Annotated in this window: 12 protein-coding genes and 1 pseudogene; 6 read left to right on the top strand and 7 right to left on the bottom strand. The window is 68.0% G+C overall.

What is annotated here, in order from left to right; genetic code table 11:
• Positions 1–4 precede the first annotated feature (4 nt).
• Complete coding sequence (locus ACYVE7_RS03210) at positions 5–10927, bottom strand: LamG-like jellyroll fold domain-containing protein (protein WP_460362993.1); 10923 nt, start codon at positions 10925–10927, stop codon at positions 5–7.
• 354 nt (positions 10928–11281) lie between these two features.
• Here ACYVE7_RS03210 and ACYVE7_RS03205 point away from each other — a divergent pair, with 354 nt between their 5' ends.
• The 3 genes from ACYVE7_RS03205 to ACYVE7_RS03195 all read left to right on the top strand — a co-directional run bounded on the left by ACYVE7_RS03205 (position 11282) and on the right by ACYVE7_RS03195 (position 13744).
• Positions 11282–11800 (top strand): type 1 periplasmic-binding domain-containing protein, encoded by a 519-nt coding sequence (locus ACYVE7_RS03205; RefSeq protein WP_460362992.1) that lies wholly within the window; start codon positions 11282–11284, stop codon positions 11798–11800.
• A 4-nt stretch (positions 11801–11804) separates the two neighbouring features.
• The gene (locus tag ACYVE7_RS03200; protein WP_460362991.1) at positions 11805–12518 is read left to right on the top strand and encodes a ComEA family DNA-binding protein; all 714 of its coding nucleotides are present in this window, start codon (positions 11805–11807) and stop codon (positions 12516–12518) included.
• A gap of 278 nt (positions 12519–12796) precedes the next feature.
• On the top strand, positions 12797–13744 hold the full coding sequence (locus ACYVE7_RS03195) for an alpha/beta hydrolase (RefSeq protein ID WP_460363016.1): 948 nt from the start codon (positions 12797–12799) through the stop codon (positions 13742–13744).
• Here ACYVE7_RS03195 and ACYVE7_RS03190 read toward each other — a convergent pair.
• The 4 genes from ACYVE7_RS03190 to ACYVE7_RS03175 all read right to left on the bottom strand — a co-directional run bounded on the left by ACYVE7_RS03190 (position 13741) and on the right by ACYVE7_RS03175 (position 18355).
• On the bottom strand, positions 13741–14511 hold the full coding sequence (locus ACYVE7_RS03190; RefSeq protein ID WP_460362990.1) for a class I SAM-dependent methyltransferase: 771 nt from the start codon (positions 14509–14511) through the stop codon (positions 13741–13743). The genes ACYVE7_RS03195 and ACYVE7_RS03190 overlap by 4 nt on opposite strands.
• Positions 14512–14544: 33 nt before the next feature.
• Entirely contained in the window at positions 14545–15777 is a 1233-nt protein-coding gene (locus ACYVE7_RS03185) for an ABC transporter ATP-binding protein (protein WP_460362989.1), read from the bottom strand.
• A 59-nt stretch (positions 15778–15836) separates the two neighbouring features.
• Complete coding sequence (locus ACYVE7_RS03180; RefSeq protein ID WP_460362988.1) at positions 15837–17420, bottom strand: AMP-binding protein; 1584 nt, start codon at positions 17418–17420, stop codon at positions 15837–15839.
• Between the two features lie 65 nt (positions 17421–17485).
• Entirely contained in the window at positions 17486–18355 is an 870-nt protein-coding gene (locus tag ACYVE7_RS03175) for an EamA family transporter (protein ID WP_460362987.1), read from the bottom strand.
• 96 nt (positions 18356–18451) lie between these two features.
• Here ACYVE7_RS03175 and ACYVE7_RS03170 point away from each other — a divergent pair, with 96 nt between their 5' ends.
• Positions 18452–19012 (top strand): helix-turn-helix domain-containing protein, encoded by a 561-nt coding sequence (locus tag ACYVE7_RS03170; protein WP_460362986.1) that lies wholly within the window; start codon positions 18452–18454, stop codon positions 19010–19012.
• Here ACYVE7_RS03170 and ACYVE7_RS03165 read toward each other — a convergent pair.
• Positions 19009–19479 (bottom strand): hypothetical protein, encoded by a 471-nt coding sequence (locus ACYVE7_RS03165; RefSeq protein ID WP_460362985.1) that lies wholly within the window; start codon positions 19477–19479, stop codon positions 19009–19011. The genes ACYVE7_RS03170 and ACYVE7_RS03165 overlap by 4 nt on opposite strands.
• A 178-nt stretch (positions 19480–19657) precedes the next feature.
• Here ACYVE7_RS03165 and ACYVE7_RS03160 point away from each other — a divergent pair, with 178 nt between their 5' ends.
• Complete coding sequence (locus ACYVE7_RS03160; protein WP_460363015.1) at positions 19658–20467, top strand: GntR family transcriptional regulator; 810 nt, start codon at positions 19658–19660, stop codon at positions 20465–20467.
• Between the two features lie 240 nt (positions 20468–20707).
• Positions 20708–21235 carry a hypothetical protein gene (locus ACYVE7_RS03155; RefSeq protein ID WP_460362984.1) on the top strand — a complete coding sequence of 176 codons (528 nt, stop codon included), beginning with the start codon at positions 20708–20710 and terminating at the stop codon, positions 21233–21235.
• A 7-nt stretch (positions 21236–21242) separates the two neighbouring features.
• Here the strand turns inward: ACYVE7_RS03155 and ACYVE7_RS03150 are convergent.
• A pseudogene (locus ACYVE7_RS03150) lies at positions 21243–21444 on the bottom strand (hypothetical protein); the annotation flags it as partial.

Below are 21444 nucleotides of genomic sequence, written 5' to 3'. Positions count from 1 at the left end.
CCTCCTACCTTGACCACACAGGCCATCCCGTGGCCTCCATGAGCGAATCCATTACTTGCTGCCTCATGTGCTCTGGAGCAAGGGTGCTCCCATGATTCCGGCCATTGACGCTCCGCGAGAGCCAGCTGACCGACAATCCACCTTCTTCCCTGAAGGCAGTGAACGCGACCGTATCGCGCGAACCTCCGAAGTGCAGGAAGTTCACTTCCCCGTGTCCACCGGTCCGGTTGACGACGTTCGGGGGCGACCCAGGGCCTCGTGCCTCGACATTGAGGTGTGCACGCATACCGCCGCTACCGGGGTCGAATACGCCGCTAAACGCGGCTCCAGGTTCGTGGGCCGCCATCGTGGCTGCATTGTCAATGTCGCCCGCGTTGGACAGAACGTTGGTGCAGTTATGGACAAGGACCGGCGTGCTACCTGCCAGCACATAGTAGGTGTGGAGGGTGTTGATGGTGAGGTCGTAGGTGGTTTGGTCGGTGAGGTAGTGCTGGGTTTTGGTGACGAGGGCGCGGTCGCCGTTGGGCTGTTGGAGTTCGTCGCCGGGTTTGAGGTCTTTGGCTTCTACCCAGGAGGAGTGGGTGAAGGAGTAGAAGGGGTGGTGGAACGTGGTGGTGAGGGTGCCGGTGGGCGGCGGGCCGCGTTCCTGCTTCTTCGTGGTGATGGTGAGGTCTACGAACTCGCGGTCGTCGGGGGTGACGATCACTTTGGAGATGCGGTTGGTCTCGGTTTTGCCCTTGGAGTCGGCGACAGCGTTCTTGATCTTGTCGCCGACCTTGAGCTTGGAGATGGGTTTGGCTGTGCCATCGGCCATGAGGACCTTGGTGGAGGCCGTGAAGCTGTGGCAGGTCGAGCTCTTGGTGGGGGCGGTGATAGGGCTGCGGGCCCGGGGGAGGCTGGGGATTCCGCCGGGGGTGGCGCCGGAGGCGGTGGACTTGACCGCGCCCTTCCAGGAGCAGCCGCCGCCGGAGGAAGCACAGGTCATGCCGTAGTTGACGGCGCTGTCCGCGGCACCGGAGAAGGATTCCTCCAGCACATTGGAAGCGATCTTGGGAAGGCCCTTCTTGAGGGCGTTCTTCGCCAGGGCGCCACCCAGGCCGCCGGTCACGCCGCTGAGCGCACCGGTCGCGCCGCCGAGCAGGCCGGACTTGACGAAAGAGCTCACTGAGCAGGAGCCCTTCTGTCCCTCAGCGCACTTGAAGCCCTGTTCGACCAGACCGGCTACCGCACCCGCGACCGCACCGCAGGCGATGGCGCCGACGCCGGCGGTGACCGCGCCCAGGACGGCGGCGCAGCCGGCGAAGGCGACCGTGGAGACCACCGCCACCGCGATGTCGGCTGCATGGGCCTTGACGAATTTGACGGTGCTCTTGGCCGCGGTTTTCGCTGCCTTCTTTACCGCTTTAGCCGCCTTCTTTATATTCTTGGCGGCCTTCTTCACCTTTTTAGCTACCGCCTTGGTCGCTTTCTTCACGACCTTGGTGACGGCCTTTTTGACCTGGCGTACCTTCTTGACGGCCTTGTGGTAGTACTGCTTGACCCGTTTGGTGACGGATTTCTTCGCGTCTTTGATCTTCTTTGTGACGGTTTTCGTGGCGCGGACGGTGTAGTCCCAGGCGCGGGAGGTGTAGTCGGCCGCGTAGCTGTAGGCCGTCGAGGCGTAGTTCCAGGCGTTGGAGGTGTACGTCGAGACGGCGGTGGTGGCGTTGTTCCAGGCGCTGGAGGCGGCCTTCTTGATGCAGGAGAAGAAGCAGTGGCCTGACGGGTCGGTTCCGGCGAGCGGGTTGTCGGCGACGTAGGCGAAGGGGTTGCCGTTGGCGCTGTTGCCGATCGCGGTGGTGTCGAGGGTGTCCTTGTTCTGGAACTGGCCTGTCGCCGGGTTGTACCAGCGCGACAGCATGTTGACCTTGCCCTGGGCGGCGGTGTCGGTCCAGCCGGACTGGAAGCCGAGCCGTCCCGACGTTCCGGTGGTGGCCTTGATGTTGCCCAGGGGGTCGTAGGTGGTGGAGCCGGTCAGACCGGTGCTGGTGGTGGTGAAGTTGCCGACGACGTCGTCGTGCTGGTCGGTCATGGCCAGGACGGCCTGGGCGGTGGTGCCGCCCTGGACTCCGATGCCGACCAGGGAGTCGTCGGGCGCCCAGCTGTAGGTACTGGAACCGTCGGACGCGAGGGTGTTGGCGGTGCCGGAGTACTTGAAGGTGTGGTTGGTGACGCCGGAGACGGTCATCACGCGGCCGAACGCGTCCATCAGGTAGGTCTGGTTCCCGCCACCGGAGGCGGCCTGAGTGACCTGCTGGTTGTAGGCGTCGGTGGTGAAGGTGCCGTTCTGGGTGCCGGACTGCGACAGCAGGGTGCCGCGGGCGCTGTAGGTGTAGGTGGTGTGCCCGTCGGAGGTGAGCTGGTCGCGGGCGTCGTAGGTGAACACGTCGCCGCCGACGCGGGTGCGGTTGCCCGAGGCGTCGTACTCATACGGGACGTTCGTGGTGCCGTTGTTCCAGCCGGTGATCCGGTTCGCGCGGTCGTAGGTGTAGGTGTTGTTGGCCGCGCCGGTCATACCGGTGGTGTTCTTGCTGGTGAGGTTGCTGTTGCCGTCGTAGCCGTAGGCGATCGACGCGACCGTCGTACCGCCGCTGGTCTTCAGTGTGTCGGTCTTGAGGCGGTGCAGCTTGTCGTAGGTGAAGGTGCGGTTCTTGCCGTTGGTGCCGTAGGCGATCGACGTCGGCTGGGAGATGACGTCGTAGCCGTAGGTCTGGCGGGTGCCGGTGAGCGGGTCGTCGATCGTGGACAGGCGGCCCGCGGTGTCGTAGCCGTAGGCGGTGGTGCCCGCCGCGTCCACGCGGCTGGTGAGCTGGCCGTCCTTGTTGTAGGCGAAGCTGCCGGTGCCGGCCGTTCCTGCGGAGGTGAGGGGCTGGCCGCGGTCGTCGTAGGTGTAGGTGAGGTTGGTCGCGGCGACGGTGGTGCCGATCGACGAGGTGCCCGCGGTGAGCAGGCGCCCGTCGGCGTCATAGGTGAAGGACCGTGACGCGGTGGCCGCGTCGGCGCCGCTGCCCGACTGGGAGGTCAGGTTGCCGACGTCGTCGAAGCCGTTGGTGACGGTGACGCCGCCCGGCATGGTCTTCAGGACCGGCTGGCCCTCGGCGTCGTAGCGGATCGTCGTCTGCCGGTTGGCGGTCGTGGTGTGGGTGGGGGTCGATGGTTCGAGGGTCGACTCCAGCATGTTCCACGTGTTGTAGCCGTAGATCCACGCGTTGCCGCGGCCGTCGGTGTACCGGGTGCGGTTGCCGTTGGCGTCATAGCCGTAGGAGGTGACGATCGAGGTGGTGGCGTCCACCGGTTCGGTCTGCGAGGTGACCAGGCCGCCGGAGTCGCGGGTGACGATCATGGTGTTGCCGCGGCCGTCGGTGACGGTCAGGTTGCGGCCGGCCGCGTCATAGCTCGCCGACGTCGTCTTCAGCACGGTCGTGCCATCGGTGTCGTACTGCTTGACCGTCAACGGGTTGCCCAGGACGTCATAGGTCGTCGCCGTGGACGTGTTGTCGCCGGCGGTCACCTTGACGGGGCGGCCGAGCAGGTCGTACTGCGTCGTGGTGACGGCGTTGGCGGGGTCGGTGAGGGTGGTCTGCTCACCGACCGCGTTGTAACCGAAGCGGGTGATCTTGCCTTCGGCACTGGTCGCCGAGGCGAGGAACGCACCGCCGGGGTTGGACGCGGACGCGGTGTAGGAGTAGGTCGTCGTGGCCGTGACCGGAGACGGATAGCGCTCGAGCGTGGTCTCGGTGAGCGGGCGTCCCAGATGGTCGAAGGTGGCCTGGGTCTGGGCGCCGGTCGCCGTGGTGGTGCCGATCAGCTCGCTGTTGGCGTTGTACTTCGACTTCGCGATCTTCCCGCCCGCGTCGGTGACCTTGTAGACGTTGCCGAGCTGGTCGAAGTCGTAGTGGGTGGTGTCGTTGTTGGCGTCGGTCATGTCGGTGACGCTGCCGGCGTTGTCGTAGGCCCAGGTGCGGGTGGCGACGATCGGTGTACTCGTGCCCGGCGCGGTGTAGTTCGGCTGCGTGACCGACACCTGGTTGCCCTCGGCGTCGTACGCCATCCGGGTGACGTTGCCCTTGGGGTCCTGCTGCTCGGTGACCGAACCGAAGGTGTCGTATCCCATCGTGGTGACGGGGCGCATCGCGACGGGCGTTCCGCCGCCGGTCTCGGCGCTGACGGTCGGACCGGTGGTGAGGACCTCGTTGCCCGCCTCGTCGTAGACGATGTCGGTGGCGTTGCCGTTCGGGTCGGTGACCTTGGTCGGCAGGCCGCGCTTGTCGAGGGTGTACTTGGTGGTCTGCTTGGTGTACGACGCGGTCGTGTCGCCGTTGCGGCCGTTGGTGTAGAGCTTGGTGACGTCGGTGTCCGACAGCAGCCGGTTGTAGGCCTGGACGTTGGCGATGGAACCGTTGGCGTAGTCCACGGGGTTGCCCGCGTACTTCGCGCGGCCGATCACGAGCGAGCCGGTGGCGTTGAACGCGCTGGGGAGGGCCGCGGTGCCCTGCGGCTGGCCGTTGACGTACAGCTTCATGGTGCCGTCGGCGGCGTTGAACGTCGCCGTCAGATGGACCCACTGGTTGGCGACGGCGGCGCCGGTGCTCTGCGCGGACGCCCAGACGGTCGGGTTGTCGGAGTCCTGATCGACTCGCATGAACGACCACTTGCCGTTGCCGCCCTCGTACTTCAGGAAGAAACCGGACATCCGGTTGCCGTCCTGGCTGACGATGGTCTGGGTGCCGGTGAGTGCCGTCGGCTTCGTCCACGCGGAGACGGAGAAGCTCTGCGAGGTGTCCACAACAGGACCATTGGTCATGATCTTGGCGTCGGCGGTGCCGTTGAAGACGGCCGCGTCATCGCTCCAGGTGACCCCGGAGCCGGCCGCCGCGGTGACGCCACGGCCCGTGGCGTCGTGGACGGTGCTGCCGGACGTCTGGTTGAGACGCCACCAGCCGACCGGGCTGCCCACCTCGTCGCCACCGAGCGACTGGCTGGTCATCCGGCCCATCGCGTCGTAGGTGTAGGAGGAGGTGATGCGGGTGCCGGTGGAGCCGGTCGTCTGAGTGGAGGTGGCGACCTGGTCGTCGGGCGTGTAGGAGACGGTCGTCGTGCGGTTCACGCCGGTCGGATCCACGGTCGTGGCGACCACACGGCCGGAGGTGTCCACCGACGACTCGGTGACGGTCGCGCCGTTGTTGGTGACCTGCTTGATCGCGTTGCCGGCGGCGTCGTAGGTGGTCTCACGGTCGACGAACGGGTTCTGGCCGGCGGCGTCCTTCTTGACGATCTTCGCCAGGAGGTCGTTGTCGGTGTAGGAGTACTCGCTGATCCGGCCGAGCGCGTCCACGGTGGTCGCCAGCCGGCCGCCCGGGTCATAGGACGAGGACGATTGCACTAGGTCGTACGGTGTGACCGGGTTGTTCGGGTCGCCGACGTAGTTCTTCAGCGTCTGGGTGAGGGGCTTGCCGCTGGCGTCGTAGGTGTAGGTGGTGACCTGGCCGGTCGGGTCGGTCTCGCTGGCCTTGTTGCCGTAGGTGTCGTAGGTGAAGGACGTCACCTTGCCGCGGGCGTCGGTGGCCGTCGCGAGCAGGCCCTGCGCGTTGTAGGTGGAGCTGCTGGTGCGGAGCGCGTCGCCGCCGGTGAGGTCGGTGACGGTCTGGGACGTCGGATTGCCGTCGGCGTCGTAGGCCGTGACGGTCTTCGCGGTGTGGACGGCGCCGGTCACCCGGTTGAGGATGGCCGGATCGTTCTCTTCGATGAGCTGGCCGACGGCGTCGTACTTGAAGGTCTCGGTGACACCGCTGGGGAAGCTGTCGGAGATGACGGTCTTGGTGAGCTGGCGGCCGAGTCCGTCATAGGTGAAGCGGGTGATGAGGCCGCCCGCGTCGGTCACCTCCGCGACGTCGCCGTTCTTGAAGTACCGGATGTTGGTGGTCGCCCCGGACGGCGACACCGTCTTGTACGGCAGGCCTGGTGGAGCGAAGCCGGTGTCGTAGGCGGCGACGGTGGTGCCGTCGGTGTAGGAGGTGCGGGTGAAGCGGCCACCGGGGAAGCCGGGGACGGGCGGGGTGACGATGTCGGTCTGGTTGCCCTTGGCGTCGGTGCCGTAGACGGTCAGGTAGGTGTCGTCGGTGGGGCCGGTGGAGCGGCCGTCGCGCTCGGTGTCCATCACGTCGTTCTTGGGGTTCGGCGTGAGGGTCTTGGTGGTGGCGTCGGGCCAGTAGGTGAAGTAGCTGGTCGAGCACTTGTTCGTGGCGTGGTTCTGGCAGGTGGTCTTGGAGACCTCGTTGCCGCGCACGTCGTGCCCGGTGATGTCCATGTTGCCGTTGGGGTCGGTGATCGTGCGGAGGAAGCCGCCCGAGTCATACCCGAACTTGGTCTTCTGGCCGGACGGCACCGACGTCGGCGGGCTCGGGACGGCATCGACCGGGTTGGACTGGGCGATCTGACGGCCCGACGCCAGCTCGTACTCGTTGACGATGTACTTGTTGCCGGGATCACGGACGGCCACGGTCTTGGTCGGCGCCGGGCCGCTGGCGTCGCGGGCCGCGGCGACGTGGGCGTCGGCGTCCTGCGTGGTCAGCGCGGTCCGGTAGTAGGCGACATGGGCGATGGAGCCCTTGAAGTAGCCGAGGGTGTTGACCGGGTGGGCGGGCCAGGCTCCGCCGGCCATGCCCGCGCCGACGTAGACGAAGTTTGTGGACGACGTCTGAAGCGCGCCGTTGACGGTGCCGTTCGGGGCACCGTCAACATACAGGCTCTGGGAGTTCGTGGTGGCCGACAGCATGACGTGGTGCCAATTGCCGTCGTTGACCTTGTTGGTGGATACCAGGCCGTTGCCGGTGCCGTTGGCGTCCCAGAACTTGCCGTGCAGCTTGCCGTCGGTGCCGACGTACAGGGCGGGTACATATCCCCAGTCCGCGCCGGACGCGCCGACGAGGGTGTGGTCCTGCTGGCCGAACAGCACACCACCGGCGGTGCTGCCCGCTTCCGTCTTGAACCACATCTCCACCGTGCCGGGGCCGGTCGACACCTGGTTGTTGGTGGGCAGCTGGACGTAGGAGGACGTGCCGTTGAACTCGGTAGCGCTGTCGGCGAGCGGGCCCGGGGCCAGCAGTGTGGCGTTGGCGTAGGTCCCCTTGCCGGAGTTCACCTCGTTGGATGCGTCAGTGGCGCCAGGCAGGTCGGCCAGCCGGTAGTAGGCGGCCGGTGCGGAGCCGAGCACCGCGCCCCGGTAAGGGCCGTTGCTACCGGTGATCTGCGGGGTTCCGATGTTCCAGGCACCGCCGTTGGAGTCGGTGACGTTGGTGACCGTGCCCGAGACACCGTCGTAGGTGACGGCCGCGTACGCCTTGCCCGACGGGCGGGTGGTGGAGGTGAGCAGCGCGGTCGGGGTCTTGCCGACGGTATAGAGGCTGGAAACGTCGTTTTGGGTGAGGGTCTTGTCGAACAGCGCGACGTTCGCGATCGAGCCCTTGTAGAACGACGCGGTGCCGGTCTTGACGGTCTGCGACTCATACGGCTGCTTGGGCCACTTGTAGCCGAAGTAGCCGCCGCCGACCACGTTGATCCACTGGCCGGGAACCTCGTGCAGGCCGGTCTTCGACCCGACGAGCGCGCCGTCGAGGTAGAGCCACTGGGTGCCGCCGTCACCGGTCAGCACGACGTTGTGCCAGGCGTTGTCGGTGACCGTCGGCGTACTGACGATCGGCACGTACTGGTTGGCCGCCTGGTTGGTGAAGAACGATCCGGCGAGCTTGCCGTCGCTGTTGACGTACAGCGCGGGCGTATAGTCGCTCGGGGTCGTGCCCGCGTACAGCGGGTTGTCGAACTGGTAGGAGTACAGGATGCCGTTGGCGGTGTTGCCCTTGAACCACAGGGAGATCGCCTGCGGACGCTTGGTTCCGATCTTGAAGTTGTTCGGGAGGTTGATCGCCGAACTGGTGCCGTTGAAGCTCGCCGCGGTCGCCGACCCGCCGGCCAGGGAGCCTGCGGTACCGAGCGTGACGTCGCGGTAGAGGGCGTTATTGGACGCCTGGGTGGCGAGGTTCGCGCTGACGGCGACCGACGATCCCGCGGGTTCGGCCAGCGGCCAGTAGGCGTCGGCGCCCTGGTCGAGGACCTGGGAATGGTAGTTCGAGCCGGACACATAGCCGTACTGGATACAGCCGGAGGAGCAGGCGCCGGTCAGCTTGTCACCGGTGTAGTTGTAGGTCCACGTCTCGATCGTGCTGTTGTTGCCTGCGACGGCCGGGTCGGTGGTGACCGTCGTGACGTGCGCTTTGAGCGCACCGGACGGTGTCGTCCACACCAAGTTCAAAGACCGGTTCGATGGGCCCGACGTCACCTTGGTGATCTTCCCTGACGTCCAGGTGAAGGTGATCGCACGAGCGTTGGCGTCAGCAATTGAGGTGACACCGTAACGGCCCCCGCCCAGCGACTGGGTGAAGGTGTAGACGGTTCCGTTCTTGTCGGTCAGCGTGTATCCGGTGGGACTGGTCGTGGTGCGGAAGCTGACATACCGGCCGGATGGCGGGGCGAACGTGCCGTCGGGGTTCTTGCCGAACCCGACGACGGAGCCTTCGGGATAGGTGACGTAGGCGCCCTTCACCGTCGTGGTACCGGGCAGGTACTGCTCGGCGACCTCGGCGTCGAACACGCTGGACCAGCCCGCGCCGAACGCTCCGGAGATACGCGGGTCACGCGAGTTGTAGTCGCGGATCACGGCCAGGTCGGGACCGGTGGTCTCGACATCGGCGTCAGTCGCGGTAGTCGTGTAGTTGCCGTTAGAGGCATCGAAGCCCTGGCCACCGTTCTGCGACAGCGAGGAGGTGATCGATGGCTGCGGCACCTGAGTGGAGAGCGTGTACCACTGGGTGTTCGTCGAGTACGACGTGCCGTCCCAGGTTTCGGCCGTCCAGTAGTACGACTTGCCCCAGGTCAGCGTGTTGGCGGGGATCTGCCAGGAGGCCGCGTTCAAGGTGGTGGTGAGGTTGCCGGAGTCGGCGATCACCGCGTTGCTCTCGTTGTAGACCTTGAACCGGATCCGGATGTTGTTCGGGATCGACGGGTCGACCTCACCGGTCGCCGACAGCGTCGGGGTGAGGGTGTCGAAAGCGGCACCGTCGGCGGGAGCCTGGTTGCGGATCCGTGGCGCGATCTTGCCAGTGGTGTAGGTGACGACGAACTTCGGGCCGGTGGTCCAGTTGTTCGCCGAGGAGAACTGCTTCCAGTGCGCGTTGTCGTTCACGGGAGCGGCCAGGACGACGCCGTGGTTCGGGCGGGTCCCGTTGGCCCAGCCCTGAATGATCGGAATGTTCGCCGTCGCGACCGGAATGTCGATCCACTCACCGATGGCCGGGTCGAAGCTCGTATTGGTGCAGGGGATGGTGACGGCCGCGGAACGATAACCGAGCCACTGGGTATACCCGGGAGCGGTGTTGAAGTCCTTCATCTTCTGGTCCCAGGAGTTCCACGGCTCCAGGCCCTCGAACATGTCGACCTGCTGCGCGGTGCAGGTGCTCGCCCAGGTGTTGAACAGCTGAAGCTTCGCGGTGGCGACGGTGACGCCGGAACCGTCCAGGCCCTGGTCGGGGAACTTCACGTAGGAGCGTGCTGTGTGCGGGCCGTTATCCCACGACCCGACGGCGATGAAGCGCTCCATGGAGTGATCGCCGTAGGCGTTCGTCATGACATAGGTGGTCGCCGAGAAGATCGTGTAGCTGGGGTCGACCTTGACCGGGAAAACACGGTCTGGTGAGCGCAGCCATTTCTCGTCGAGAGCCATGACGAGGGCCTTGCGGCCGTCACGGTCCTCCAGCCGGTAGGTGATGCCGTGATTCATCGCCGGCATGCCCGACTTTGGGTTGATCTTGGAGTCCTCGGCGAAGGCACCCGGAATCCGGACGACGGTCTTGCCGTTCGCGTCGTCGAACCGCACGCCGGTGTCGCTGTCCAGGACCGGGGTGAGCGTGCCGGAATCCAGCGGGAACACCCACTCGCTCGGCGCGTCCGGACCGTTGAGGACCAGGGTCTCCTTGATACCGATCGGGGTCGCTTCGAGCTGGAGGTCGGTCTGCGGCAGCACCGCACCGTAGGTGGCGGTACTGCCCTTGACGGCCGGGGGCACCGCGGCGGCTCCGGCGAGACCATAGGAGATGCTGTGGCCCTCCGTCGTCAGGCGGACGAGGCCGGGGTCGGCGGCGGAGTTGGCGAAGGTCGCGTCGTGGCTGTTCGCGGTGTTGGTGACACCGTCGGCGGTGGCGCTCAGATTGCTGTCGATCTTCTTCCAGGTGTCCCCGTCCTTGTAGTTGACGGGGGTCTGGCTCATCACCCGGGTGTGGGTGCCGTCGGCGTTGTCGTAGTAGTCGGACGTCGCGGAGGACTTGACCGCGTTGCGCTTGCTGGTGCGTTCCTGGAAGCCGACGACTCCCGCGGCGCTCGGCCCGGACTTCGGCTTGTACTCCAGCCGCTCGGCCTCCGGCAGTTCCCCTTTGCCCGGCTTCGGCTTGTGGCCGTTGCCCTTGCCCGCACGAGTCTTCTCTGTCGGAACCTCCGGGTCCTTGCCCGCGGCGGTGCCGTCCTTCTGCTTCGGCAGGTTCCCCCAGTCAGGCTTGGGCTCACCGCGGAACTTGGCCAGCAGCTCACTGAAGGACGGCAGTGTCAGCGCGGGCGTCTGGTTGGTGACGAGCCCGCCGACGGCGAAAGCAGGGTCCGCGGTGAGGGTGACGACCAGCATCGCGACGACGGTGAGGGAGACACGCCGCTTGACGATGGACCGCCGTTGCCGCCGGAGGGCGGGACGGCGGCTTATCGAGCGGGAGGCGACCCAGCTGCCGAACCATGAGGCCAGGAGGAGAACCAGGAGACCGACGACGACTTGAGACAGCGTTACGCGCACTGGCCCGACCTCTACGAAGCTTGGGCCACACCCTGGGGGTGGGGCGACCACGACCCTGGTGATGCACCAAGGCAAGCAATGAATAGATCACCGCAAGATCGCATAACAAGACCCAAATAACACATTCATCGCTTTATGTTTCTTTTACCTGGTCACGGCATCTGTGACTTGCGCCACATTAGAGGCGAATCCCACGTGCTACCCGTCGTCCGGCATCTATTCCACGATCCGCCATAACGGTCTCTTGACACGCTCGCCTGACAGCGACCTAAGATGACCTGCGCCGATCATGCGATCGCGCACTCCGGTACTTCCAGGCGAGGTCGCGTGCGTCTTTCACCCCGGATCGTTCAGATGACCGCATGGTGGAAGCGGCTCCCCCTGCCGCGTCAGATCCTCGCGGCGGGCCTGCTCGCCGCAGTAGCACTCGGTGCGGTCCTGGCAGTCGTCCTGCATCCCGAGGACGAACCACCCCGCGCCCGGCAGTACCTGTCCAGCAAGGCCTGCCTGCTGACCGGTGCCAAGGGACTCGCCGACGCCTCGGCCCGGCCGGCGTGGGACGGCATGCAGCAGGCGTCGCTGAAGACCCGGACCCAAGTCCAGTACTTCGCGGTCACCGGGCCCGCGACGGTCGCCAACGCCACCCCCTACCTCGGCACCCTGATCAGCCTCGAGTGCGACCTCATCATCGCGGCCGGCAAACTGCCCGCCGCGACGGTCCGCGCCAACGCCGCCCGCTTCGGCGACCGGTCCTTCGTCGTCCTGGGCGGCACGGGCGGCGGCAACGTCACCGCCATCTCCGAACCGGCCGACCGGATCCCCGCACGGATCGCCGAACTCATCACCGACGGCGTCAAAGGCAAGGAGGACTAGCCCCGTGAACAAGCCGCACCAGGTCGTCCACCACCAGCCGCAACCCTCCGCAGACAAGCCCGCCGTGTGGACGCATCTGTGGGCGCTCGCCCCACTGTTCAGCCTCGGCCTGCTCGCACCGCCCGTGATCGGGTACGCGGCCGTCCGTCTGCGCTCCCCCAAGGAGGGGATCGCCACCCTCGTCTACCTGGTAGGCGTCGTCCTGGTCGCGACCACGGACGAAGGAGCATCCACCCTGCTCGACGCCATCACCGCGGCAGGCCTGTTCGCGGCCTGGTTCGGCGCCACCGCACACGCCTACGCCATCCGCCGGAAAGTGTTCGCACCAAGAACACCCACCGCCCCGCCATCGGTGAACGACCAGGTACTCCAAGACGTAGCCGCCCGCCGCGAACTGCGCGCCCAAGCCCGCCACATCCTGGCCACCGACCCGGCACTGGCGAACGAACTGCGCATCGGCCGCCCCGACCTATCCCGCTCCTACAACGACGGCGGACTCGTCGACGTCAACCACGCCCCGCTCCACGCCCTCGTCTCCATCCCCTGCATCACCCCGGAGATCGGCGCGGCCATCGTCGCCGCCCGCACCCAGCACGGGCCGTTCCACTCCGCCGAAGACCTCGCCGCAACCACCAACCTCAACCCCTACCTAGTCCCCCAACTCGCCGAATACACCTACTACGTAGACCGCACCACAGGCCTCCCCCTGCCCTCCTAACGCCTGCTCCTGCGCCCGAGAAGGTCGCCGAGCATCAACTTGGTTTTTGGATCTGGGTTGGGCGCCATCACCGACTCGTCCGGGATCCTGCTGATCGATCTGACACCGCTGCCGCTGACCCGCGCCCTGGTCCGCCACAGCCTTGCCCGGCCTGCCTGCTGCTCCGCCTGTTGAGAATCTGGGCTGGGGCGTCTTGACGGTGGGGGTGGTTGGTGGGACGGTCCGTCCAGTCGAATAAGCGGGGGGTTACACGCGAGGAGGGGCCTGTGGAGCCGGTGATGGAGATGCGGGCTGGGGTCAGTGTTCGGGCGCGGGTGTTCGTGGTGTTCATGAAGGTTTTTGTGCGGCCTTGGTTGCGGTATGGGCCGTTTCATCCGGTTATGTTTAGGTTTTTGGTGGCTGTTGAGTGGTTGGGGCATTTGCTGCCTGCGCCGCGGGGGACTCGGGTGGAGAAGGTGGGGTTTGACGGGTTTCCTGCTGAGTGGGTGCGGGGGGCCGGGGCGGACGGGTCGGAGCGGGTGATCCTTTACTTTCATGGTGGGGGGTTCATGGTGTGCGGGCTGCGCACGCACCGGCGGATGATCGCTCGGATCTCGGCTGCGGCCGGGGTGCCCGCGCTGTCGATCGCCTACCGGCAGATTCCGCAGACCAATCTCGCCGGGTCGATCGCCGACTGTGTCACCGCGTACCGGTGGCTGCTGGAGCAGGGATATCGCGCCGACCAGATCATCGTCGCGGGTGACTCGGCGGGGGGTTTTCTGTCGCTCGCCGCGCCGCTCAAGGCACTGGAGGAGGGGCTGCCCGCGCCTGGTGCGATCGTCGCGCTGTCGCCGCTCACCGATCTCGACGACGCCGCGAAGCTCGCCCACGAGAACCTCAAGATCGACGCCTATATCCCCGGGCACCGGCTCGGGATCATCGCCGAGCACCTGCTCAAGGACATGGCGATCGACCCGCTGCACTCGCCCGTCAACGGCGACCTCACCAAGTTCCCGCCCGTCCTCATCCAGGTCGGCTCGACCGAGATCCTGCGCTGCGACGCCGAACTGATGGCGCGCAGGCTCGGCGCGGCGGGAGTCCCCTGCACGGTGACGGTCTGGGAAGGGCAGCCGCACGTCTTCCAGGCGTTCGCCGACGCCTGCCCCGAAGGGCTCACCGCGATCGGCGAGATCGGCGCCTTCATCCGCGGGCTCGAAGCCGCCGGACGGAAGACCGAAGCTGCTTAGGAGAGGCAGAGGCGGAGCTTCGACTGCTTGTGGGGCGACGCCTCCCAGTCCTCCATGAACGTCGCCGAAAGACCGTGCGCGGCGGCCAGCTCCTGGAGGGTCTCGGTGCGGTAGTAGAAGTCCTCGCGGAGCACCTGGTGCTCGTCCCGCTCCGTCCGGTCGAAGGTCAGGTCGAAGAAGCCGGTCGGCCGCAGGATCCGTCCGACGTGCGCGAAACACTCCTCGATCACCTCCAGCGGGGTGTGGGAGAAGACGCTGTGGGCGTGGATGACGTCGAACCGCGCGTCGGGCAGGCCCGAGAAGGTCAGGTCGTTGACGAGCATCAGATGCGGCAGCCTGTCCTGGAGCCCGTACTGGACGAGCGTGTCGGTGGCCGCGAGCAGGATGTCGGGCGAGATGTCGATGCCGTGGTAGTGGCCGGGCTCGACCAGGTCGATGATCCGCCAGCCGGCGCGCAGATTGCCGCAGCCGATCTCCAGGACGGTGTGGTGGGGGCGGAGCCCGTGCTTGACCAGGTACTCGAACTGCCGCTGGCCGTTCTTCAGCCAGTGGTCGTGGCTGCGGCTGCCGACCGCGTCGTACGGGCTCTTCTCCTTGACGTCCGACCGCATGACCTCGCGGTAGTAGGCGACATGGTCGGTGGACGCGGCGCGCAGCATGGTGTCGCGCGCGTACCGGCTGAGGTAGGGCCCGATCTTCGCGGGGTTCTTCACCGCGTAGCGGAGCTGGTACGCGAGGCTCGAACGCTGACGCTGCGTGTAAGTCATGCGGCAATTCGTACACGATGAGTAATGATCAGTTCAGCGGATTGCGGGATCGACACGCCTGCCGTCCCCGCCGAAGAACAGCAAATGCGACGGATCGACCGCGAGCCGGACGGGAGTGGACCGCTGCCACCGCATCCCCGACGGCATCCGCGCCAGCAGATGCGACCGACGGTGGATGCCGACATGCTCCTGAGCTGGGGCTGCGCCCTCCAAGCCAGGTCTTCGGAAGAAACCGCCCGCCCGTTTGCGCGGTCTTGGGCGGGGCCGTGCGACGAACTCGTGCGTGGTGATCCCGGCGTCGACCAGGGCCGTCCAGGCCGAGCCCTGGTACTCCAGCGTGATGATCCGTCCGTCGATGAACCGGCCGGGCAGCGGACGGTCCGTCGGCACCAGATCGTCGACCCTGATCCCCACGGTGACGTGCTGCTGGTAGTGGCCGAGCAGCGGACGGGCGCGCGGGTCGGTCCACGGGACGAGCAGCCGCTGCGTGCCGAGGTCGAGCAGGACGCCGTCCGGGCAGCGTTCGACGACCGCGACGACCAGGTTGAGCTGGGTGGTGCCGAGGAACCCGGCGGCGAACGCGGTCGCCGGATCGTCGTAGAGCCGTTTCGGGGTGCCGAGATCTTCGAGGACCCCGTCGCGGAGCAGGGCGACGCGGTCGGCGAGCGTCAGCGCCTCGACCTGGTCGTGGGTGACGTACAGGGTGGTGATGCCGAGTTCGCGGGTCATCGCGCCGATCTCCAGCCGGAGTTCGGTGCGCAGGGCGGCGTCGAGGCTGGACAGCGGCTCGTCCATCAGGAACACCGACGGCCTGCGGATGATCGCCCGGCCCATCGCGACGCGCTGCCGCTGCCCGCCGGAGAGGGTCTGCGGCCTGCGGTCGAGGGTCTGGTCGATGCCGAGCGCGCGGGCCAGCTCGGTGACCTTCGCGCGGATCTCGCCGTGGTCCTCCCTGGCGATCCGCAGCGGGAAGGCGAGGTTCTCGCGCACCGAGAAGTGCGGGTAGAGCGCGCCGTGCTGGAACACCATGGCGATGTCGCGTTGCGCGGGCGTCAGATCGTTCGCGGGCCGCCCGTCGAGCAGGACCTGCCCGCGGGTGACCTCCTCCAGCCCGGCGACCATCCGCAGGACCGTGGACTTCCCGCACCCCGACGGCCCCAGCAGGACGACGAACTCCCCGTCGGCCACCTGGAGATCGAGGTGCTCGACGGCGAGATGACCGTTGGGATAGATCTTGCTGACCGCTTCCAGGACCACCGACGCCATGGCGCAGTACAACCCTGGATGAGGGGGCTTGTCCAGGATGTCGCGGCCCTGACTTTCCGTCAGGGGCGAAGTGCTGCGCCGACCAGCCGCCGGGCGGTCGCGTAGTCGGCCTTCCCGTTGGGCAGGCGCAGGTCCTCGGCCGTGCGGACGAAGACCTTGGGGATCTTGTAGCGGGCCAGGTGGGCGGCGCAGGCGGCGCGCAGCTCGGCGTCGTCCGCGGGGTGCGCGAGCCGGACGACCGCGACGATCTCGGTGCCCCAGCGTTCGCTCGGACGCCCCACCACCAGGGCCTCGGCGACGGCCGGCAGCGCCCGGACCACGGCCTCGACCTCCTCCACAAACACCTTCTCACCGCCGGTGTTGATGGTCATGGAGTCACGGCCGTGGAGTTCGACGGTGCCGTCGGCGCGGAGCCTGGCGCGGTCGCCGGGGATCACGCACGGACGTCCGTCGAGGGTGACGAAGGTGGCAGCGGTCTTGGCGGGGTCGCCGAGATAGCCGCGCGGGACGCCGTCGGACTTGATCAGCCAGCCCAGCTCGTCCTCGCCGGGCTGCAGGAGGCGGGTGCGGTCGGCCGACAGGACGCCGCCGCCTTCGGCAGGACGGAACGGGGCGTCGCCCGAACGGCTGATCTGGAAACCGCTCTCCGAGGAGCCGACCACGTCGATCAGCCGGACGTCGGGAAGGAGTTCCGCGATCCGGGCGCGGGTCGCCGGGTTGATCGCGGCGCCCGAGTTGAGGAGGTGGCGGACGGACGAGGTGTCGTAGGGGCGGGCGGCGAGTTCGGCCATGAGGGGGCGGGCGAAGGCGTCGCCGACCAGGGGGATGCGGGTGACGCGTTCGCGTTCGGCGACCGTCCAGACGCCGGCGGGGTCGAGGGCGTCGACCCGGTCCGGTAGGACGACCGTCACGCCGGCGAGCCAGCCGCCCAGAGCCGTCCAGGTGCCGGAGCCGTGCATCATCGGCGGCAGGATCAGGATGCGGGCGTCGGTTCCGCGGGCGGCTTCGGCGGCCGCCGCAGGGCTCGGATGGCGGACGCCGAGGGGGCCAGCGACCAGGTCGCCGATCCGCCACAGGACTCCCTTCGGCCGTCCCGTGGTGCCGCCGGTGTACAGGATGTGCAGGTCGTCGGGGTGGGCGGCGGACGGGGCCGCTCCGGCCGTCGCGGATTCGTAGGGGAACGCGCCGGGGAGCAGGGGGTGGCCGGAGTCGTCGGCGACCTGGATCAGGAGCGGGTGGCCGGGGAGGAGGGGGAGGATCCGGCGCAGGGTCGGGGCGAACGTCGCGTGGTAGAGGATCGCGGCGGGGCGGGCGTCGTGGAACAGGCCGACGAGTTCGTCGTCCACGTACCGGTAGTTGACGTTGAACGGGGCGACGCGGGCGCGGTGCGCGCCGATCAGGCCCTCCAGATATGCGGGGCCGTTGTGCAGGTAGAGGGCGAGATGGTCGTGGTTGGACGTCCAGGGGGCGCCGGGTTCGCCGTGCCTGCCCAGGCCCTGCGCGGTCAGGAAGGCGGCGAACCGGGCGATCCGGTCGGCCTCGTCGGCGAAGGTGCGGCGCAGGCCGCGCCAGACCAGGGCCGTCCGGTCCGGCACGGCGGCCGCGACGGCCTCGAACAGGCCGTCCAATTCGAACTGATACATCCCGGGGAGTCTCCTTCGCACGCCTCCGCCGTAGTAAATCATCGCTTACGGTGCAGGGGCAGGAGTCAGCCCGTGGTGACGAGCGCCACACCCGTCAGCGCGACGACCATCCCGATCCGCTGGACGGCCTGGAGCCGCTCCCCGTACACGATCCTCGCCAGCAGCACCGTGATCGCCGGGTAGAGGGAGGTCAGGACCGCGACCACGCTGAGCAGGCCCGCGTTGGTGGCCTTGAAGTACGCCATGTTCGCGACGACGTCCAGGGCGCCCGCGCCGATCACCATCCAGATCGTCACCCGGTCGCGGAGGGGCCGGAAGTCGACGCGCTGCACGCCGCGCACCGCCAGCAGCAGCACCGCCGCCAGGATCGCCGCCAGGACGCCCACCCGGGACGCCACCAGCGGCCACAGCCCGCTCTGGTCGCCCGCCTCGCGGATCAGCACGAAGAACAGGCCGAACATCGTGCCGGAGAACGCCGCGAGCGCCGGGCCGCTGGTGAACCAGGGGCCGCGGACCGTGGCGGCGGGCTTGGCCGGCTCCATCGAGACCAGGCCGATCGCCCCCATGCAGAGCAGCACGCCGATCAGGACGCGGCCGTCGAGCTGCTCGCCGCGCCCGACCCCGACGATCACCGGGACGAGCGCCCCGGCCAGCGCCGACACCGGTGCGACCACGCTCATCGGCCCCTTGGCGAGCGCGCGGTAGAAGCAGAGGAACCCCAGCCCGCTCAGCAGCCCGGAACCCAGGCCCCAGGCGACGCCCTGGACGGTCGGCCCGTCGCCGAGGAGCAGCGCGCCGACGGCCAGCACGGTCAGCCCGATCGGGATGCTGACCAGCAGCACCGACAGGGCCGACGCGCGCCGGGACGCGGCGCCGCCGAGGAAGTCGGCCACTCCGAAGACGAGGGCGGCGCTGAGCGCCAGCAGGGTCACCATGACGCGGAAGGGATGATGGGGGCGGACATGACGGTCATTCTACCGAACTCCGTGGTGCACTAGAACGACCGGGGTGGCCGGATAGGCTGGGCTCCCATGAACGATGACGCGGTGGCCGAGGCGGTGGCCCGCACGGTCCGGACCGCGCGGGCCGCGCACGGCTGGAGCCTTGACCTGCTGGCGGCCCGGTCGGGCGTGAGCAAGGGCGTCCTGGTCAACCTCGAACAGGCCCGCGGTAATCCCAGCCTCAGCACCTTGATCAAAATCTCCGAGGCCCTCGGCGTCCCTTTGACGCGCCTGGTGTCCACGGAGGACGAACCGGCCGTCAAACTCTTCCCCCAGGCCCGTCAGCCGACCCTCTGGCACGGCCCGCACGGCGGCTCCGGCACCCTCCTGGCCGGCAGCGACGGCAAACCCACCATCGAACTGTGGACCTGGCATCTCCTGCCCGGCGAGTCCCGCGAAAGCGACCCCCACCCTCCCGGCACCCGCGAGATCGTCCACGTCACCACGGGCACCCTCACCGTCCGCGTCGACGGCCACCCCCACCCCGTCCCCTCCCCTTCCGCCGCCGTCCTCCTAGGCGACCGCCCCCACGGCTACGCCAACACCTCCCCCACCCCCTGCACCTTCACCATGTGCGTCCTGGACCTCTAACCCACCCCACACCCACAAGTGATCATCCAGCTGACGGCCAGCCCGATCCGCAGCCGCACCGCCTGCCATCCGGGCGCGAGGGCATCGAGGACCAGCAGTCCCCGGCCGCCTTCCAGTAGCTCCGACAGGTCCTCCAGGCCATCGGCGTCCAGCCGCGCCAGCTCTGCCAGGTTCACCGCGGGAATCTCCACCGCGCCAGCCCCGTCCGCCCCGATCTGGAGGACCATTCCCGTGACGACGCCGCCACGGTGCGCCAGTTCGACATAGACCATGCCGTCGCCGCCATACCGGACGGCGTTGCCCAACAGCTCAGAGAGAACCGTCTGCACGTCGTCGCTCCCCCGGCACTCCTCGCCCAGGACGATCGCGGCCGTCACCCGGCCGTACTGCACCCACTCGGCGCGCGGCGGAATCCACGTCCGCGACGTCACGCAGGAGGCTTCCACTTCCCGGACCTGGTCGGACACGACGGCTTCTCCTGACCTCTGACTCGGATGCGAGGACTTCTTGCCCGAGCAAGGTGAAGAGTGATGACCTGACTTCAGACGGCATCGCCCCAGCCATATGCTCAAGCAAATGCCATCGTGCCGGGCTAGGCTTGGGGCGTCAATAAGCTTAAGCAAATTGGTGGAGGGTATCGCGGTGATGCAGCGTTCCGAGGAGATCGCCGAGGATCTTCGGCGGAGGATTCAGGCGGGCGAGTGGGGGGCCGGGGAGTATCTGCCGGCGATGGCCGAGTTGGCGAAGGGTTATGGGGCCGCGCGGAACACGGTGGCGGCGGCCGTCGCGTTGCTCGAGGACGAGCGGTTGCTGTGGGCCACACGGCGGCGCGGGACGGTCGTGCTGCGGCCCGGGGAGCGGCGGACGATTCAGCGCGGCAATCTGGTGCGGCGCAACACCCAGCATGTGGCGCCTGACGGGGGGCGGGTCACCGGGGGCTACAACTTTCCGGCGGCGCAGAGCGGTGACGAGGTGTGGGTGCACCACATCAAGCCGAGCGCTGAGCTCGTGCCGATTCCGGAGCGGCCCGCCAACAAGCTGAAGGTGCTGCCCGGAACCGCGGTGCTTCGGCGACGGCGGGTGACGGGGCCGGAAGGCGAGCAGCCGTTCCAGCTCAGCGACACCTGGATTCATCCGGACGCGGTCGCGGAGGTCCCCGAGGTCGCGGAGAACGGAGCGGGGCCCGGGGCGTGGATCGACCGGCTCGAGGAGGCCGGGCACGGGCCGATTCAATGGCTTGAGGTGCAGCGGGTGCGGATGCCCGCCAAGGAGGAGGCGGACGCGCTCCAGATTCCGACCCGAATCCCCGTCCTCGAGATCCTGCGGATCGGCTACTCCGCCAGAACCGAACGTCCCGTCGAAGTGACCGTCGTACGCATCCCCGGCGACCGAGTGGAGATCCTCAGCCGCCTGGAACGCGACCCGTCGGCCACCTGGCGCGGCACCCGAGACTGAAAGAGGGCGGAACTCGTCGGACCCGGCGACGAGGCGCTGCTGGAGGAGGCGCGGCGGCGGTTGCGCGACAGACGGCGGGATTTCCGGCTCACCGGACAGTGCGCGGCGCTGGATTCGTGGACTAATCCGGGCGAGGCGGACTTATAGCCGGTAGTGTCTGCGTGACTGATCACGGTGGACGTCCCCCTGGGAGTGATGATGCGGAAAACGGTCCTTGCTGCTGCGCTTTGCGGTGCGTTGGTGACGGAAGTGCTTGTTGCGGGGCCTGCCTCGGCCAGGAGTGCCGAGGTCGGGGTGGAGGATGTGGTCGAGGTCGGCGGGGCGATCTCGGGGGCCGAGCTGCCGGCGTTCGCGGCGAAGGCGGGGGTTCGGTACAGCGCTCGGGAGGCGGCGGCGATCAAGAAGTATCCGTGCCGGTGGGTGGAGCGCAAGCGGGGGCGGCGCGTCATCAAGCGGAACGGGGCCAAGGGGCGCTGGCTGATCTGGATCAAGGTGCGGCTGCACTGGTGCTACGACGAGTACGACGCGATCAGCGTCATGTCGTCCAAGGGCACCTACACGTACTACACGTCGAACAAGCGGGTGTGGCGCTGGCGCGGCTGGGCCGAGAAGAAGCTGAACGAGAAGGGCGGCTCCAGCGGAGTCTCCTCCGTCACCGCCATCGGGCAGGGCAAGTTCTACTACACGGGCAACCGCACCACCTACCGGCCCTACATCTGGATCCTCGGCGGCTTCGACGGCTCCTACAAGACCGGCCAGTGCTGCTGACGCCGGCTCACGGAACGACCGCCGCGTAGAGGGCGGCGAGGGTCCGGCAGGCGTGGCGGAGCGCGGGCAGCGGCGTGGAGCCGTAGCCCAGGACGACGGCGGGCCGCGGATCCTCGCCCGCCGTGTGGTGGGACAGGTCGTCGAGCAGGATGCCTTGGGCGCGGGCGGCGGCGACCAGCCGCGCCGTGGCGGACAGGTCGGGGAGCGGG

This window comes from Actinocorallia lasiicapitis (genome assembly GCF_054778695.1).
The sequence above is the reverse complement of the archived record's forward strand: the minus strand, read 5'-3'. Positions and strand labels throughout refer to the sequence as shown.

Bases quoted from the DNA above. Each gene is read 5' to 3' on its own strand.
- ACYVE7_RS03205 (WP_460362992.1), top strand. From the start codon at position 11,282: ATGACCGCATGGTGGAAGCGGCTCCCCCTGCCGCGTCAGATCCTCGCG.
- ACYVE7_RS03170 (WP_460362986.1), top strand. From the start codon at position 18,452: ATGAACGATGACGCGGTGGCCGAGGCGGTGGCCCGCACGGTCCGGACC.
- ACYVE7_RS03195 (WP_460363016.1), top strand. From the start codon at position 12,797: ATGGAGATGCGGGCTGGGGTCAGTGTTCGGGCGCGGGTGTTCGTGGTG.
- ACYVE7_RS03185 (WP_460362989.1), bottom strand. From the start codon at position 15,777: ATGGCGTCGGTGGTCCTGGAAGCGGTCAGCAAGATCTATCCCAACGGT.
- ACYVE7_RS03175 (WP_460362987.1), bottom strand. From the start codon at position 18,355: ATGGTGACCCTGCTGGCGCTCAGCGCCGCCCTCGTCTTCGGAGTGGCC.
- ACYVE7_RS03180 (WP_460362988.1), bottom strand. From the start codon at position 17,420: ATGTATCAGTTCGAATTGGACGGCCTGTTCGAGGCCGTCGCGGCCGCC.
- ACYVE7_RS03190 (WP_460362990.1), bottom strand. From the start codon at position 14,511: ATGACTTACACGCAGCGTCAGCGTTCGAGCCTCGCGTACCAGCTCCGC.
- ACYVE7_RS03160 (WP_460363015.1), top strand. From the start codon at position 19,658: ATGCAGCGTTCCGAGGAGATCGCCGAGGATCTTCGGCGGAGGATTCAG.